Origin of the sequence: Burkholderia cenocepacia, from assembly GCF_900446215.1 — a bacterium.
Taxonomy (GTDB): domain Bacteria; phylum Pseudomonadota; class Gammaproteobacteria; order Burkholderiales; family Burkholderiaceae; genus Burkholderia; species Burkholderia cenocepacia.
The window spans coordinates 139,852-156,780 of sequence record NZ_UAQZ01000007.1 but is presented as its reverse complement, the minus strand read 5'-3'; the positions used below and the strand labels follow the sequence as shown (position 1 = coordinate 156,780).

Below are 16,929 nucleotides of genomic sequence, written 5' to 3'. Positions count from 1 at the left end.
TTCTGGTGGAAACGGCCGGTATCAGGAAGCGGGCGACGAAGCAGGCGCGGTGAAGCCCGGCGGGCAGCGCATCTGCGCGGTGGCGACCACGGCGCCGCCGCACGCGGCCTTCTGCTGCGCGACGGGCGCGGCGGGTGCGGTCAGGTCGTCGTTGCAAGCGCCGAGCAGCGCGGTCAGCGCGATCAGACCGACGACTGCGAAAGGCCGTAGGGCCGACGTTCGCATAACGGTTCTCCGTGAGGATGATGACGTGACGCGGACGCGAACCCCGCGCCGGTCATATCGACGCCGAGATGCTATGTTCGACTTGTTACACGACGGTGTCGAGTGGCGGGAAGATCGAGGGGCGTGCCGCGCGCGGCACGAAGAGAGATGGCAGGAACGACGAAGACCGTAAGTCGTTCGAAAGATTTTCGTTGGCCGCGCGTACTGCTTCGCGTGTGCTCGATACCGCAGCCGTGCTGCCGCGACGACGAACACACGGCGAATCGCGACGCGCTTTCTTGCGGGCCGGCCGCCGCTGCAACCGGCCCGCGTATGGCAGCAACGCTGCCGATCAGCCTTCCGCCATCATCAGCAACTGCGCGCCGTCCGCGACCTGGTCGCCGACGCCGTACAGCACTTCCGCGACGACGCCCGCGCTCGGCGCGCCGATCGTGTGCTCCATCTTCATCGCCTCCATCACGATCAGCGGCGTGCCGGCTTCGACCTTCTGGCCCGGCTCGACCAGCACCGCGATCACCTTGCCGGGCATCGGCGCGGTCAGGCGGCCGCCGCCCTGCTCCGCGTCGCCCGCATGCGCGAGCAGGTTGCGCCATTCGAACGTTTCGGCCGCGCCCTGCGTGAACACATGGAACGTGTCGCCGTCCGCATACACGCGGCCGCTGCTGCGCACGTCGCCAAGCGTCACGTCGAAATCGAGCGGCGTGGCGCCGCGCGTCCACGCGAACGGTTGCGCGGCCGCGTCGCCGATCGCGATGCGCGCGCCGGCGCCGTCGTCCTCGTACGTGACCGTCACGTCCGCTTCGCGATCGATCGCATGCCACTCGAGCGTGCGGCGATAGCCGCCGTTCAGCCGCCAGTCCGGCAGCGCGGCCCACGGCGATGCGGCCGGCGCCGCAGCGCGTTCGCGTGCCAGCAGCGCCGCGCAAGCGAGCGCGAGCGTCGCGCGCGGCGGCTGTCGCGGCGCGAACAGCGCATCGTGGTTGCGCTCGATCAGGCCGGTGTCGAGATCGGCCGTCGCGAACGGCTCGCACGCGACGATCCGCTGCAGGAATGCCGCGTTCGTATGCAGGCCGACCACTTCGCACGCGCGCAGCGCACGCAGCATCAACCCCAGCGCTTCCGCGCGGTCCGCGCCGTGGACGATCAGCTTCGCGATCATCGGATCGTAGAACGGCGTGATCGCATCGCCTTCGCGCACGCCGCTGTCGACGCGCACCGCCGCGCCGATGTCGAACTCGACGCCGGCCGGCAGCCGCAGATGCTTCAGCGTACCCGTCGACGGCAGGAAGCCGCGCGCCGGATTCTCCGCGTAAAGGCGCGCCTCGAGCGCATGGCCCCGCACGCGCAGTTCCTCCTGCTTCAACGGCAGCGGCTCGCCGGACGCGACGCGCAGTTGCCATTCGACGAGATCGAGCCCCGTGACCATCTCGGTCACCGGATGCTCGACCTGCAGGCGCGTGTTCATTTCCATGAAGTAGAACGCATCGCCCGTCATGATGAATTCGACGGTGCCCGCGCCGACATAGCCGACCGCGCGCGCGGCCGCGACGGCCGCTTCGCCCATCGCCTGGCGCACGTCCTCATGCAGGCCCGGCGCCGGCGCTTCCTCGAGCACCTTCTGGTGACGGCGCTGCACCGAGCAGTCGCGATCGAACAGGTACACGGTATTGCCGAGCGTGTCGCCGAACACCTGCACTTCCACGTGGCGCGGGCGCGTCAGGTATTTCTCGATCAGCACACGATCGTTGCCGAAGCTGCTTGCCGCTTCGCGCTGGCACGATGCGAGCGCCGCGGGAAAGTCCTCGGAGCGCTCGACGACGCGCATCCCCTTGCCGCCACCGCCCGCGCTCGCCTTCAGCAGCACCGGGTAGCCGATCTCGTCGGCTTCGCGATGCAGGTTGGCCGCATCCTGGTCGTCGCCGTGATAGCCGGGCACGAGCGGCACGGCGGCCGCGTGCATCAGCGCCTTCGCGGCGGCCTTCGAGCCCATCGCCGCGATCGCGTCGACCGGCGGGCCGATGAACACGATGCCGGCCGCTTCGCATGCGTGCGCGAAATCCTCGTTCTCCGACAGAAAGCCGTAGCCGGGGTGAATCGCCTGCGCGCCGGTCGCACGCGCGGCGTCGATGATGCGCTCGATGCGCAGGTAGCTGTCTGCCGCGGCCGAACCGCCGATGTGCACGGCCTCGTCGCATGCGGCCACGTGTTTCGCGTTCGCATCCGCGTCGGAATAGACGGCGACGCTCGCGATCCCGAGACGTTTGCACGTCGCGGCGACGCGGCACGCGATTTCGCCGCGGTTGGCGATCAGAATCTTGTCGAACATGGCTTCGATGTCGTCCGGAAGGTTGAGGTCACGCGATCATTCACGCCACGACGGCGTACGCTTTTCGAGGAAGGACGCGATCCCTTCGCGCGCTTCCGCGCCGGCGCGGGTCTTCGCGATCCAGTCGGCGGTCTGCTCGATCAGCGTCGCATCGAGCGCGCGGCCGGCCACGTCGGCGACGAGCCGCTTGCACGCCTTCACCGCGTCGGGGCCGTTCGCGACCAGCGTCGCCGCCAGCTTCGCGACCGTTTCGTCGAGCGCGTCGGCCGGCACCGCATCGTGAATGAAGCCGAGCGACGCCGCACGCGCGCTGTCGAACACTTCGGCCGTCGTGAAATAGCGGCGCGCCGCGCGCTCGCCCATCGCACGCACGACGTACGGCGCGATCGTCGCGGGAATCAGCCCGAGCCGCGCTTCCGACAGGCAGAATTTCACGCCGTCGGCGGCGATCGCGATGTCGGCCGCCGCGACGAGGCCCACGCCGCCCGCATACGCATCGCCATGCACGCGCGCGATCACCGGCTTGCCGCAGCGATGGATCGCTTCGAGCATCCGCGCGAGCTTGCGCGCATCGGCGCGGTTCTCGTCGTCCGAGTAACCGGCCATCTTCTTCATCCAGTTCAGGTCCGCGCCCGCGCAGAATGCCGCACCTTCCGCGGCGAGCACGACCGCGCGCACGCCTTCGTGCGCGTCGAGCCATTCGAACGCGGTGGTCAGCTCGGCGATCGTCGTCTCGTTGAACGCATTGCGCACGTCGGGACGCGCGAGCGTGACGGTCGCCACGCGGCCGGCTTCGCTTACCTTGATCGTTTCGTATCGCATCGGTCAGTCCTCCCGGGCGTTACATGCGGAACACGCCGAAGCGCGTGTCGTCGATCGGCGCGTTCATCGACGCGGCGAGGCCGAGCCCGAGCACGTCGCGCGTCTGCGCGGGGTCGATCACGCCGTCGTCCCACAGCCGCGCGCTCGCGTAATACGGATGGCCCTGGCGTTCGTACTGGTCGCGGATCGGCTGCTTGAACGCTTCCTCTTCTTCCGGCGACCATGCGCCGCCCTTCGCCTCGATGCCGTCGCGGCGCACGGTCGCGAGCACCGACGCGGCCTGCTCGCCGCCCATCACGGAGATGCGCGCGTTCGGCCACATCCACAGGAAACGCGGGCCGAACGCGCGACCGCACATCCCGTAGTTGCCGGCGCCGAACGAGCCGCCGATGATCACCGTGAACTTCGGCACCTTCGCGTTCGACACGGCGGTCACCATCTTCGCGCCATGCCGCGCGATGCCTTCGTTCTCGTACTTGCGCCCGACCATGAAGCCCGTGATGTTCTGCAGGAACACGAGCGGAATCTTGCGCTGGCAGCACAGCTCGATGAAATGCGCGCCCTTCACGGCCGATTCGGAGAACAGGATGCCGTTGTTCGCGACGATCCCGACCGGATGGCCCCAGATGTGCGCGAAACCGGTGACGAGCGTCGTGCCGTAGCGCGCCTTGAATTCGTCGAACTCCGAATCGTCGACGATGCGCGCGATCACCTCGCGCACGTCGAACGGCTTGCGCGTATCGACCGGAATCACGCCGTACAGGCTCTTCGCGTCGTAACGCGGCGGCTTCGGCTCGCGCAGCGCGACCGGCGGCGCGATCTTCGGCGCGAGGTGACTGACGATGTTGCGCGCGATCGACAGCGCATGCGCGTCGTTCTGCGCGAGATGGTCGGCCACGCCCGACAGGCGCGTATGCACGTCGCCACCGCCAAGATCCTCGGCGCTCACTTCCTCGCCGGTCGCGGCCTTCACGAGCGGCGGCCCGCCGAGGAAAATCGTGCCCTGGTCCTTCACGATGATCGATTCGTCGCTCATCGCCGGCACGTAGGCGCCGCCGGCCGTGCACGAGCCCATCACGACGGCGATCTGCGCGACCCCCGCGGCCGACATCGTCGCCTGGTTGAAGAAAATGCGCCCGAAGTGATCGCGATCGGGAAACACGTCGTCCTGGTTGGGCAGGTTCGCGCCGCCCGAATCGACGAGATACACGCACGGCAGCCGGTTTTCCGCGGCGATCTCCTGCGCGCGCACGTGCTTCTTCACGGTGATCGGGTAGTAGGTGCCGCCCTTGACCGTCGCGTCGTTGCACACGATCACGCATTCGCGGCCGGCGATGCGGCCGATCCCGGTGATCACGCCCGCGCCCGGCGCGTCGTCGTTGTACATGCCGTTCGCGGCGAGCTGCGAGAACTCGAGGAACGGCGCACCCGGATCGAGCAGTTGCGCGATGCGGTCGCGCGGCAGCAGCTTGCCGCGCGACAGGTGCTTGTCGCGTGCGGCCTGGCCGCCGCCCTGCGCGAGCTGTTCGATCTTCGCGCGCAGGTCGGCGACGACCGCCTCGAGCGCGGCGGCATTCGCGCGGAAGTCTTCCGAACGCGGGTTCAGTTTCGATTCGATGATCGGCATCGACAAGGCTCCGTTCGCGTGACGTGGGGCGTTACATCGTTTCCGCGAACAGCTCGCGGCCGATCAGCATCCGGCGGATCTCGCTCGTGCCGGCGCCGATCTCGTACAGCTTCGCATCGCGCCACAGGCGGCCGACCGGATATTCGTTGATGTAGCCGTTGCCGCCGAGGATCTGGATCGCCTCGCCGGCCATCCACGTCGCCTTCTCGGCCGTGTAGAGGATCACGCCCGCGCAGTCCCTGCGCACCTGGCGAATGTGGTCGCTGCCCGCCGAGTCGAGGTGGCGGCCCACTGCATACAGGTATGCGCGGCACGCCTGGAACGTGGTGTACATGTCGGCGACCTTGCCCTGGATCAGCTGGAATTCGCCGATCGCCTGGCCGAACTGCTTGCGGTCGTGGATATACGGCACCACGGCGTCGAGGCACGCGGCCATGATGCCCGTCGGGCCGCCCGACAGCACCGCACGCTCGTAGTCGAGGCCGCTCATCAGCACCTTCACGCCGCCGTTGAGCTGGCCGAGGATGTTCTCTTCCGGCACTTCGACGTCCTGGAACACCAGCTCGCCCGTGTGCGAGCCGCGCATGCCGAGCTTGTCGAGCTTCTGCGCGACCGAGAAGCCCTTCATCCCCTTCTCGACGATGAATGCGGTGATGCCGCGCGGGCCGGCTTCGATATCGGTCTTCGCGTAGACGACCAGCGTGTCGCAATCGGGGCCGTTGGTGATCCACATCTTCGTGCCGTTCAGCACGTAGCGGTCGCCGCGCTTGTCCGCCCGCAGCTTCATGCTGACGACGTCGGAGCCGGCGTTCGGCTCGCTCATCGCGAGCGCGCCGATGTGTTCGCCCGACACGAGCTTCGGCAGGTATTTCTGCTTCTGCGCTTCGGTGCCGTTGCGATGGATCTGGTTCACGCACAGGTTCGAATGCGCGCCGTACGACAGGCCGATCGACGCCGACGCGCGCGAGATCTCTTCCATCGCGACCATGTGCGCGGTGTAGCCCATGTTCGCGCCGCCGTATTCCTCGGAGACGGTCATGCCGAGCACGCCGAGATCGCCGAACTTCTTCCACAGATCCATCGGAAACTGGTCGGTGCGGTCGACCTCCGCCGCGCGCGGCGTGATTTCCTTCGCCGCAAACGTCGCGACGGCGTCGCGCAGCATCTCGATGTCTTCACCGAGCATGAATTGCACGCCGGGCAGGTTGATCATGTCTCCTCCGTCTCCAGAAAGTGTGTCGCACTCACCGATTTCTGAGTTTCGCTCAAATCGAATGAATACGCCGATTCATTGACCAATACAGCGGAAATTTTGCACAGTTTCGCGCTTCGCCGGGCTCGGCGTCAATAGTTTTTTGAGTGATACTCAGATATGATGCGAACATGACAGCCGCTCCCGCCGACACCATGACCGCCACCGCCAAAGCCGACCGCGCCGATGCGCCGCGCGCACCCGCCGGGCGCAAATCCCAGCAGCGCGTGCAGGACATCCTGCGCGCCGGCCGTGACGTGTTCGCCGAAAAAGGTTACGAGCATGCGACGGCCGCCGAGATCGCGCAGCGCGTGGGGGTGTCGGAGGCGACGGTGTTCAGCTATTTCCGCGGCAAGCGCGAGCTGTGCGCGCGCGTGATCGCGGACTGGTACGACGAAATCATCGCCGCGTTCGAACACGGGATGCCACGGGAGGCATCGGTGCAGCAGCAGTTCGCGTTCATCGTGCGCACCCACCTGCGGCTGATGCTCGTGAACGGCACGGGGCTGTGCGCGCTGGTGCTGTCGGAAGGCCGCGCGAAACAGCACGCACTGAGCGACGAGCTCACCGCGCTGCAGCGCCGCTACACGGCGCCGCTGATGGACGTGCTCGCACGCGGCCAGGCGGCCGGGCAAGTTCGCGCGGATCTGCCGCTGAGCCTGTTGCGCTCGATGGTGTTCGGGCCGATGGAGCACGTGCTGTGGGATGCGATCCTCGGGCACCGCAAGCTCGATACGGAAACGACGGCCACGCAGCTGATCGACATGCTGTGGGCCGCCGTGCAGCCGCCGGCGCCGGAACAGGCGGCGCTCGTGCGCTTCAGGAACGAAGTGGCCGAAGCCGTGCGGCGGCTGGAAGGGCAAGCGTCACGCGGGTGACGCCGGTGGGCGGCACGCCCGCTGCCCCGCCGCGGCTTCTCTGCGGTCGGGCGGAGCACCGGTGCGTAGCCGCTACGAATCCTCGCTGACCCGCAGCGGCGCGCGGCTCTGCTCGTTGTTCAAATGCACGAACTTGCGTAGCAGGCGCATCAGTTCCTGCGAATCGTCGTCGCCCATCCCGTCGAACAGCCCGGCCCGCAACTCCGTCACCGACGGAATCAGGTGGGTGAGCAGCTCGACGCCCGCCGGCGTCAACAGCAGGCGCCGCTGACGCCGCGGCAGCACTTCGCGCACGATCAATCCCTTCGCTTCGAGCCGCACCGCGAGATCGGCCGTGGTCGATGTGTCGAGCGCCACCCGCTGCGCGAGCGTCACCTGATCGAGCCCCGGATTCTCGTACAGCATCCGCAGCACCGCGTACTGCACGGGCGTCACGTCCCGGCCCAGCTTCTCGTAGAACATCGCGACCGCGATCTGGTGCGCGCGCCGGATCAGGTGCCCGGGTTCGTCGTACAGGTCGATCGGGAAAGCCGGCAGGTCGGCGGGAGTCGTTTTTTCCATGAATGAGTCGATGACATAGGCGGTGCGCGCCGGTTGCGCGCGCCGTCGGCATGGCGCTGCCTCGCGCCATTTCGCGGGAAAACCAGTATACCGCTCGCCTTGTTTCCGCCAATCTCAATGAGTACACTGAATCTCATTCAGTACACGGAATGAAGATCGGGCCGCATCCCCGGCGGCACCGTCCCGAAGGAGACAAGGAACATGTTTCTCAAGAACGCGTGGTACGTGGCGTGCACGCCTGACGAGATCGACGGCAAGCCGCTGGGCCGCAAGATCTGCAACGAATCGATGGTGCTTTACCGCGCGACGGACGGCCAGGTCGCGGCGCTCGAGGATTTCTGCCCGCACCGCGGCGCGCCGCTGTCGCTCGGCGTCGTGCGCGACGGCGTGCTCGTGTGCGGCTATCACGGGCTCGAAATGGGCTGCAACGGCAAGACGGCCGGCATGCCGGGCCAGCGCGTCGGCGGTTTCCCGTCGATCCGCAGCTTCCCGGCGGTCGAGCGATACGGCTTCGTGTGGGTATGGCCGGGCGACCCGTCCGAAGCCGATCCCGCCAAACTGCCGGCGCTGGCCTGGGCCGAGGATCCGGCCTGGGCGCACGGCGGCGGCCTGTATCACATCCGCTGCGACTACCGGCTGATGATCGACAACCTGATGGACCTCACGCACGAGACCTATGTGCATGCGTCGAGCATCGGCCAGAAGGAAATCGACGAAGCGCCGCCGAAGACGACGAGCCACGGCGACGAAGTCGTCACGAGCCGCTTCATGGAGAACGTGATGCCGCCGCCGTTCTGGCGGATGGCGCTGCGCGGCAACGGGCTCGCCGACGACGTGCCGGTCGACCGCTGGCAGATCTGCCGCTTCACGCCGCCGAGCCACGTGATGATCGAAGTGGGCGTCGCGCATGCCGGCCACGGCGGCTACGATGCGCCGGCGAACAAGAAGGCGTCGTCGATCGTGGTCGACTTCATCACGCCCGAGACCGACACGTCGATCTGGTACTTCTGGGGGATGGCGCGCAACTTCCGGCCCGACGATCACGCGCTGACCGCCGAGATCCGCGAAGGCCAGGGCAAGATCTTCGCGGAGGATCTCGAGATGCTCGAGCGGCAGCAGCGCAATCTCGAGCAGTGGCCCGAACGTACGCTCCTCAAGCTCAACATCGACGCCGGCGGCGTGCTGTCGCGCAAGGTGATCGACCGGCTGCTCGCGGAAGAAAACGCGGCGCGCCCGCAGCGGCCCGCGATTCCGGTCGCGCACGCCCGGGAGGCGTCATGAGCGACGCGACATTGACCGTTCGGGTCGCCCGCAAGTGGCACGAAGCACGCGACATCTGCGGCTTCGAACTGGTCAGCGAGGACGGTTCGCCATTGCCGCGCTTCGACGCCGGCGCCCATATCGACGTGCATCTGCCGGGCGGGCTCGTGCGCCAGTACTCGCTGTGCAACCACCCGGAGCAACGCGATCGCTATCAGATCGCGGTGCTGCGCGAGGCCGACGGCCGCGGCGGATCGCGCGCGATTCACGACGAAGTCCGGCAAGGCGATACCGTGCGAATCGGCATGCCGCGCAATCAATTCCCGCTCGCGTCCGATGCGCCGCACCATCTGTTGCTCGCCGGCGGGATCGGCGTCACGCCGATTCTGAGCATGGCGGAACGGCTGTGCTCGGCCGGCATCCCGTTCGACATGCATTACTGCGCGCGTTCGGCCGATCGCATGGCCTTCGTCGAGCGGATCAACGCGGCCGGGTTTCGCGATCGCGTCCGCTTCCACGTCGACGACGGCGACCCCGCGCAGCGTCTCGACCTGGCCACGGTGCTCGCCGCCGCGCCTGAAGGCACGCATCTGTACGTATGCGGCCCACGCGGCTTCATGGATGCGGTGCTGAACGCCGCACGCGAGCGCGGCTGGGGAGAAACGCGGCTGCACTACGAGTTCTTCGGCGGCGCGGTCGTGTCGTCCGGCGCCGATCGCGCATTCCAGGTGCGGATCGCGAGCAGCGGCAAGGTGATCGACGTGCCGGCCGAATGCACGGTGATCGCGGCGCTGGCGGCGCACGGCGTCGACGTGCTGACGTCGTGCGAGCAAGGCGTGTGCGGCACGTGCGTGACCCGCGTGCTCGAAGGCGAACCCGATCATCGCGACGCGTATCTGACCGACGACGAAAAAGCAGCCGGCGACCAGTTCATGCCGTGCTGCTCGCGATCGCGAACCGACCTGCTGGTACTCGATCTGTAGATCCGCGGGCGGGCCGCCCGGCACGCGGCGGCCAATCACCATACTGGAAACGATCGATGGCCCATCCTGCCCGGCCATCAATCAAAAGATCGCGCCCGGCGCGTGATCGAGCGGTTGCTGCTGCAGCCCGAGCGGGCTCGACCCTCGCACGCCGGCCCCCGCCCATCGCTCGACTCAATCGGCGAGCCGGCAATGCGACAGCTTCAGCCCCGGCAGCACCGGCGCATCGATATAGCCTTCGTTCACGCAACTGAAGCGGAACGCCGCCGACGTGACGAACGGCTTGATCTCGCCGCCGGGAAATTTCGGCTTCAACGCGTCCTGGTCGGCCACGTCGAAATGCGTGTCGAACTGCTCGCCGTCGGCCGTCAGCGCGCCGAAGTACGTGCCGCCCGGGTCGCCGCCCATCCGGATCACGGCGCCGACGAACGCGAGGCGCTTGCCGTCGTACTTCGTCTTCGCGGCGGCCATGTCCTGCGTGTAGGCCTCGATCACGGCGCCGTAATGCGCGTCGATCGCGGGTTCGGCGGCCAAGGCCGCGCAAGCGGCCGGGTGGACGGCCGCCAGTAGCGTGCAGGCCGCGAGCGCGGCCGCCGCGAACGGCGCGGAAATCTTCTTCAAGGGTGGTCTCCCGTCTAGCGTGGTGGTTGAAGTCATCGAAGCCCGGCGCAACGCCGGTTGAATTCGCTTCCGTTGCTTTAATCGTTCGAATGGCGGTACACGGCTGCGATCACTTCATCGCCCGCACGCTCGCGCGCGGTGCGTGGCGTCGCGCGAAACGCGACGTGACAGGAAGATGACATGGTGCGGCCCCCGGCTCTCTCGTTGAATTTCACTGCGTCTGATTTTGGCCGCTACGGTAGCAGACGGCCGACGGGCCGGCAACCGAGCGCCGCACGTGGCCGGCCATCCCATTGCAATTGCAAATGATTCTCATTACATATATCATGCGCACCCTGGTCGCCACGCAATGCCGCGGCCCGCAACACGATCCTTAGCATTCCTCTTCCTGCATCGATTCATGCCATCCCGTCGAACGCCCTGCCGTGCCCGGACCACACGTCCGTGGCGCACGCGCCTGCCTGCCCTGCTCACCCTGTGCGTCGCGAGCGGCGCGCATGCGGCCGGCGCCGAACCCGTTGCGCCCGCACCCGACGCCGCGTCGGCCGCCGAACACGCGCTCCCGGCGATCAACGTCAGCGCGTCGGCCGCCGTCGATCCAACCGTCGGCTATCAGCCGCGCACGACGAGCATCGCGGGCGGCGACGACCGCGCGCTGAAGGAAATTCCGCAGTCGGTCGCGGTGGTCAGCAGCAGTGTGATGCAGGACCAGCAGGCGCGTTCGCTCGACGACGTGCTCGGCAACATCAGCGGCGTCACGCAGACGAACACGCTCGGCGGCACGCGCGACGCATTCATCAAGCGTGGCTTCGGCTCGAACAACGACGGCTCGGTGCTGGTCGACGGCGTGCGCACGCCGGTGCTGCACAGCTATCTCGCGACGATCGATCGCGTCGAAGTGCTGAAGGGCCCGGCTTCGCTGCTGTACGGCATGCAGGACCCGGGCGGCGTGATCAACCTCGTCACGCGCAAGCCGGAAGACACGTTCGGCGGCTCGATCTCCGCGTCGCGCACGAGTCACCGCGGCAGCAACGCGCAGTTCGATCTCACGGGGCCGCTCGGCCGCCCGGGCCAGGTCGCGGGCGGCACGCTCGCCTTCCGGCTGACCGGCGAATACGACACGAGCCGCTACTGGCGCAGCTTCGGCCGCGAACGCAACGCGTTGATCGCGCCCGCGCTGTCGTGGCACGACGCGAACACGTCGATCGACGTCAGCTATCAGTACGTCGACTACACGATGCCGTTCGACCGCGGCACCGTGCTCGTGAACGGCCGGCCGGACGATGCGCTGCGCTATCGCCGCTACGAGGAGGCGTGGTCGCAAAGCAGCGGCATCCAGGAAACGCTGCGTACCCGCATCGAGCACCGCTTCTCGGATGCATGGCGCGTGCGCGCCACTTACGGCTGGGGCCGGGACCGCTACGATCAATTCATCACCCGCGCCACCGCGTTCAACAGCAGGACCGGCGCGCTGACGCGCTCGTCGGATGCGAACCTCGGGCGCAACGATTCCGACCAGATCGCGACGCTCGGCCTGCTCGGCAACGTGACGCTCGCGGGCATGCAGCACGCGATCTACGTCGGCGGCGAATACGAGCGGCAGCGCAGCTTCCGCGGCGACACGATCCGCGGCAAGGCCACGACGGGCTTCAATCTCTACGATCCCGTGTACGGGCTGCTCGCGCCGGGCGGCGTGCCGAACCCGAAGCAGAGCGATTCGCGCTCGGTCGTGCATGCGTATTCGACGATCGTGCAGGACTCGGTGAAGATCACCGACCGCCTCACCGCGGTAGGCGGGCTGCGCTGGGAGAACTGGCAGCAGGAATCGGGGATGGGCCGGCCGTTCGTGTTCGCCGACCGCTCGCGCGGCAGCGTCTGGCTGCCGCAGTTCGGGCTTGCGTATGCGCTCACGCCGGCGCTCACCGCCTATGCGAACGTGAGCCGCTCGTTCAAGCCGAACGTCGCGTCGAACGTCGCGGCGCCGCTCGCGCCGGAATACGGCCGCGTGCTCGAGGCCGGGCTGAAGTTCAGCCTGAAGCCCGCGATCACGGGCACGCTCGCCGTGTACCAGATCGACAAGCGCAACGTCGCGGTCACGGTCGACGACATCACGTCGACGATCGGCACCGCCCGCTCGCGCGGGATCGAGCTCGACGTCGCCGGGCAGATCACGCGCCACCTGAGCGTGATCGGCAGCTACGCGTACACGAACGCGAACGATCGCGACAGCAACACGCCGCTCGTCAACGTCGCGCGCCACACGGGGAGCCTGTTCGCGGTGTACGACACGGCCATCGCGAACCTGCCCGGGCGCTGGCGCTTCGGCGGCGGCGCGCGTCTCGTCGGCGCCCGCTCCGGCGACACCGCGAACAGATTCACGCTGCCCGGCTACGTGAGCGTCGACGCGTTCGCGGCGTACGAAACGACGATCGGCAAGTTCCCGACCCGCTTCCAGCTCAACGTGAAGAACCTGCTCGACAAGACCTACTATCCGTCGAGCAACAACAACCTGATCGTCGCGGTCGGCGAGCCGCGGCTCGTCACGCTGACGACGACGGTATCGTTCTGACGTCCGCGCGCGGCCGACGCCGGCGCAGCAGCCGTCGGTCGCGCAACGCCTGCCGCCTTCACGTCGCCGCGCAACGCGGCGGCGCCCGCCTCGCGGTCAATCATCGGGCCCCCGAATAGCTCCCATCCGATATCGCGATTTCCGGTATCGATCGCGCGCCCCTAGACTGGCTACGCGATGGCGACGCAGCGCTGCGGCACGGCGATGCAGCTCGCCCCCACAAAAACGATCTGGGAGAGCTCGATGTCCGACCGGCATGCGCGCCGTGACGCACTCAAGACACTTGGCCTCGCGGCCGGCACCGTCCTGCTCGCGGCGACGCGCCCCGCGCACGCCGCGGCACCCGACACCGGCACGCTGCTGCCCGGCGGCGCCGCGCGCCTCGCCGACCTCACGCGCCGCCTCGCGGCAACCCCGCGACGGCGCGACTTCAAGACGGTGCCGATGATCCTCGAGCGCCCCGACCAGTGGGACCACGCGGCGCTCACCGAAGTCATCGGCTATCGCGGCGGCCCGAAGCAGGTGTGGGACAACACCGAGCTCGGCGGCCCGTGGCTGAACCTGATGCGCAATTCGCTGAACGCGCAGATCTGGTCGTACGGCCATCCGGATTTCCTCGTCGTGTCGGCCACTCACGGCAGCGCGCATCTCGCGCTGTTCGATCGGATCGCGTGGGACAAATACGGCCTCGCGAAATTCGCCGGCGCCGCGTTCCCGACCAACACGCTGCTCGACGCCAAACCGGCGCAAGCGAAAGGCGCACAGGACCACGAACTACCGGACGGCGCATTCTCGTCGCATGACAACGGCATCGCCGCGTTGCAGCAGCGTGGCATCGTGTTCCTGTCGTGCCACAACGCGATCTGGGAACTCGCGGAACGGCTCGACGGCGCGAATGCGAACCCCGACAAGCTGCCGCTCGACGCACTCGCGGCCGACCTGACCAACCACGTGATTCCGTCCGCGATCGTCACGCCGGGCGCGGTCGGCACGCTGCCCGAGTTGCAGCAGGCCGGTTTCACGTACGCGAAATGAGCACCGCGATGACCTCGATCCGGATGAAACCGCCCCGGCAATCGTCCACGGCGCGCCGCCGCCCGCGCACGCCGCGCGCCGTGCTGGCCGCATGGCTGTGCTGCGCCTCGGCGCTTGCGCTCGCCGCCCCCGCCGACACCGATGCACGCCTCTTTCCGCCGTGGCAGGACGGCCGCAACAACGACGCGATCCATCGCGGCCTCGAATTCACGGTGCCGCAAGTCGACGTGCTCGCCGATTTCCACGGCGACCTCACCGCGCCGAAGCTCGTGCTGTACGTCGGCGGCAATTACTTCTTCGCGATGGCGCCGCTCGTCGCGAAGTTCGAGGCAGACCATCCCGAGTATCGCGGCCGCATCTACTGGGAAACGATTCCGCCCGGCCTGCTCGTCAAGCAGATCCACGCGGGCGGCACGATCACCGTCGGCAACATGACGTGGACGGTCAAGCCCGACGCGTATTTCGCGGGGCTCGGCAAGATCAACGACCTGATCGCGGACGGCACGCTCGCGGGCCCGGCCGTGCCGTACGTGACGAACCAGCTGACGATCATGGTGCGCGCCGGCAATCCGAAACGCATCGCGTCGCTCGGCGATCTCGCGCGGCCCGACGTGACGCTCGCGATGCCGAACCCGGCCTTCGAAGGCGTCGCGCGGCAGATCCGCGCGTCGCTCGTGAAAGCCGGCGGCGACGCGCTCGCACGCGCCGTCTACGACGACAAGGTGCGCGCCGGCACGGCCGAGCTCACGCATATCCACCATCGGGAAACGGCGCTGTTCCTGATGCAGGGCCGCGCGGACGCGGGGGTGCTGTGGCAGTCCGAAGCGGCGTTCCAGGAACAGGTCAGGCATCCGCTGATGCACGTCGACATTCCGGCCGAGCAGAATACGACGGCGATCTACGCAGGCGCGATGGTGAAGGACGCGCCGCACCCGGAAGCGGCGCGTGCATGGCTCGCGTTCATCCGGTCGCCCGAAGCGTTCGGGATTTTCCGGCGCTACGGCTTCGGCCGATATGATGCGAACCAGCCGACGCCGCATCTCGCGCCGGCGCAGGACGTGCCTGCCGCAAGCTGACGGTCCGGCCGCTGCACGGCGCGCGCGCCACATACACAACAAGGAGGGGACACGTGAACGACAGGGTCGCTATACGGCGAGAACCATCGCGACGCCGGTTCGCACCGCTGCTGCTCGCCGCGGCCGCGCTGCTGGCCGGCCACGCGCATGCGGACGACGCGGCGTCCGGCAAGACGATCGCGACACAAGGCACGGCGACGGGCGTCGCCGCCTGCATCGGCTGCCACGGCAGCCAGGGCGAAGGCAACGCGGCGGCCGGCTTCCCGCGCCTCGCGGGCGCGAACGCCGCGTACCTGTCCGCGCAGCTCGCCGCGTTCGCGGACGGCAGCCGTCAGAATCCGGTCATGCAGCCGCTCTCGAAACTGCTGTCGCCGCGCGAGCGCGACGCGGTCTCCGCGTACTTCGCAAGCCTGCCCGCGCCGGCCGGCGTCTTCACCCCCGACGACGCGTCGATCGATCCGGCGAACACCGGCGCGTGGCTCGCGACGCGCGGGCGCTGGTCGCAGGGCCTGCCCGCGTGCGCGCAATGCCACGGCCCCGGCGGCCTCGGCGTCGGCACCGCGTTTCCGCCGCTCGCGGGGCAGCCGGCCGCGTATCTCGCCGGTCAGTTGCACGGCTGGCAACACGGCACGCGGCCGCCCGGGCCGATGGGATTGATGCCGATGATCGCCGGCAAGCTGTCCGACGCCGACATCGACGCGGTGGCCGCCTACTATGCACGCGGCGGCGCCGCGCAAGGAGACAAGCGATGACCGATCGCACGACGCTGATCCGCCGCGCCCGCACGGCGCTGCTCGGCGCGGCGTGGCTGCCCGCGCTCGCGTTCGGGGCGACACCGCAGGACGCACCGGCCGCCGCTTCCGCACCCCCGCCCGCGCCCGCCGCCGCGCCGGCGGCGAAACCGTTCACGCCGCCGCCCGAATCCGCGATCCCCGCCGACGACTTCGGCAAGACCGTCAGGCTCGGCGAGCAGATCTTCCTGCACACGCCCGCGTTCGCGGGCAAGTACGTCGGCAACAAGCTGACCTGCGCGAGCTGCCATCTCGATGCGGGCCGCCGGCCCGATTCGAGCCCGATGTGGGCCGCTTACCTGCTGTATCCGGCGTACCGCGCCAAGAACGGCCACGTGAACACGTTCGCCGAGCGCCTGCAGGGCTGCTTCCGCTACAGCATGAACGGCAAGGCGCCGCCGGCCGGCGATCCGATCCTGGTCGCGCTCGAAACCTATTCGTACTGGCTCGCGAAGGGTGCGCCGGTCGGCACGAAGCTGCCGGGCCAGGGGTTCCCGAAACTGCCACCGCCGGCGCAGAAGGCCGACTACGCACGCGGCGCGGCCGTCTACACGCAGCACTGCGCGCTGTGCCACGGCGCGGACGGCCAGGGCCAGTCGAGCGGCGGCAAACCGGTGTTCCCGGCGCTGTGGGGCGCGCGCTCGTTCAACTGGGGCGCGGGGATGGGCGACATCCGCAACGCGGCCGGCTTCATCAAGGCCAACATGCCGCTCGGGCTCGGCGGCACGCTGACCGATCAGGAAGCGTGGGACGTGGCAACCTTCATGGACAGCCACGAACGCCCGCAGGACCCGCGCTTCACGGGTTCCGTGCAGGACACGCGCGCGAAGTTCCACGATTCACCCGACTCGATGTATGGGCGCAGCGTGAACGGGCGCGTGCTCGGCGCGCCCTGACGATCAG

General features: G+C 68.4%; 15 protein-coding genes. 8 read left to right on the top strand and 7 right to left on the bottom strand.

Annotation, left to right across the window (positions count from 1 at the left end; translation table 11 throughout):
- Positions 1–21 precede the first annotated feature (21 nt).
- The 5 genes from DTA15_RS14720 to DTA15_RS14695 form a co-directional block, all read right to left on the bottom strand.
- Positions 22–225: a hypothetical protein gene (locus DTA15_RS14720; protein ID WP_006483229.1), complete on the bottom strand. Its 204-nt coding sequence runs from the start codon at positions 223–225 to the stop codon at positions 22–24.
- Positions 226–556: 331 nt separating this feature from the next.
- Positions 557–2,551, bottom strand: coding sequence for an acetyl/propionyl/methylcrotonyl-CoA carboxylase subunit alpha (locus DTA15_RS14710; RefSeq protein ID WP_006483240.1), 1,995 nt, complete (start codon positions 2,549–2,551; stop codon positions 557–559).
- A gap of 36 nt (positions 2,552–2,587) precedes the next feature.
- Entirely contained in the window at positions 2,588–3,373 is a 786-nt protein-coding gene (locus tag DTA15_RS14705) for an enoyl-CoA hydratase/isomerase family protein (protein WP_006483238.1), read from the bottom strand.
- A 19-nt stretch (positions 3,374–3,392) separates the two neighbouring features.
- A complete protein-coding gene (locus DTA15_RS14700; RefSeq protein WP_006483237.1) occupies positions 3,393–5,000 on the bottom strand; it encodes a carboxyl transferase domain-containing protein in 1,608 nt (535 codons plus the stop codon).
- A 31-nt stretch (positions 5,001–5,031) separates the two neighbouring features.
- Positions 5,032–6,213 carry an isovaleryl-CoA dehydrogenase gene (locus tag DTA15_RS14695; protein ID WP_006483234.1) on the bottom strand — a complete coding sequence of 394 codons (1,182 nt, stop codon included), beginning with the start codon at positions 6,211–6,213 and terminating at the stop codon, positions 5,032–5,034.
- Positions 6,214–6,383: 170 nt separating this feature from the next.
- Between DTA15_RS14695 and DTA15_RS14690 the strand changes: the two genes are divergently transcribed.
- Positions 6,384–7,130, top strand: a complete 747-nt coding sequence (locus tag DTA15_RS14690) for a TetR/AcrR family transcriptional regulator (protein WP_006493419.1) — start codon at positions 6,384–6,386, stop codon at positions 7,128–7,130.
- A 72-nt stretch (positions 7,131–7,202) separates the two neighbouring features.
- Here the strand turns inward: DTA15_RS14690 and DTA15_RS14685 are convergent, their stop codons facing one another.
- Positions 7,203–7,691, bottom strand: a complete 489-nt coding sequence (locus DTA15_RS14685) for a MarR family winged helix-turn-helix transcriptional regulator (RefSeq protein WP_006483226.1) — start codon at positions 7,689–7,691, stop codon at positions 7,203–7,205.
- A 201-nt stretch (positions 7,692–7,892) separates the two neighbouring features.
- Here DTA15_RS14685 and DTA15_RS14680 point away from each other — a divergent pair, with 201 nt between their 5' ends.
- The gene (locus tag DTA15_RS14680; RefSeq protein WP_006483221.1) at positions 7,893–8,972 is read left to right on the top strand and encodes an aromatic ring-hydroxylating dioxygenase subunit alpha; all 1,080 of its coding nucleotides are present in this window, start codon (positions 7,893–7,895) and stop codon (positions 8,970–8,972) included.
- On the top strand, positions 8,969–9,934 hold the full coding sequence (locus tag DTA15_RS14675) for a PDR/VanB family oxidoreductase (RefSeq protein WP_006483222.1): 966 nt from the start codon (positions 8,969–8,971) through the stop codon (positions 9,932–9,934). Before DTA15_RS14680 ends, DTA15_RS14675 begins: the two co-directional genes overlap by 4 nt.
- A 174-nt stretch (positions 9,935–10,108) precedes the next feature.
- Here the strand turns inward: DTA15_RS14675 and DTA15_RS14670 are convergent, their stop codons facing one another.
- Positions 10,109–10,555 carry a hypothetical protein gene (locus tag DTA15_RS14670; protein WP_006483235.1) on the bottom strand — a complete coding sequence of 149 codons (447 nt, stop codon included), beginning with the start codon at positions 10,553–10,555 and terminating at the stop codon, positions 10,109–10,111.
- Positions 10,556–10,955: 400 nt separating this feature from the next.
- Between DTA15_RS14670 and DTA15_RS14665 the strand changes: the two genes are divergently transcribed.
- The 5 genes from DTA15_RS14665 (at position 10,956) to DTA15_RS14645 (ending at position 16,922) form a co-directional block, all read left to right on the top strand.
- A complete protein-coding gene (locus tag DTA15_RS14665; RefSeq protein ID WP_006483228.1) occupies positions 10,956–13,124 on the top strand; it encodes a TonB-dependent siderophore receptor in 2,169 nt (722 codons plus the stop codon).
- Between the two features lie 243 nt (positions 13,125–13,367).
- Positions 13,368–14,159 (top strand): thiosulfate dehydrogenase, encoded by a 792-nt coding sequence (gene tetH / locus DTA15_RS14660; RefSeq protein ID WP_012493556.1) that lies wholly within the window; start codon positions 13,368–13,370, stop codon positions 14,157–14,159.
- Positions 14,160–14,167: 8 nt separating this feature from the next.
- The gene (locus DTA15_RS14655; protein WP_006484810.1) at positions 14,168–15,235 is read left to right on the top strand and encodes a molybdate ABC transporter substrate-binding protein; all 1,068 of its coding nucleotides are present in this window, start codon (positions 14,168–14,170) and stop codon (positions 15,233–15,235) included.
- 53 nt (positions 15,236–15,288) lie between these two features.
- Positions 15,289–15,987, top strand: a complete 699-nt coding sequence (locus DTA15_RS14650; protein WP_006493751.1) for a c-type cytochrome — start codon at positions 15,289–15,291, stop codon at positions 15,985–15,987.
- On the top strand, positions 15,984–16,922 hold the full coding sequence (locus tag DTA15_RS14645) for a c-type cytochrome (RefSeq protein ID WP_006493755.1): 939 nt from the start codon (positions 15,984–15,986) through the stop codon (positions 16,920–16,922). Before DTA15_RS14650 ends, DTA15_RS14645 begins: the two co-directional genes overlap by 4 nt.
- Positions 16,923–16,929: the final 7 nt, after the last annotated feature.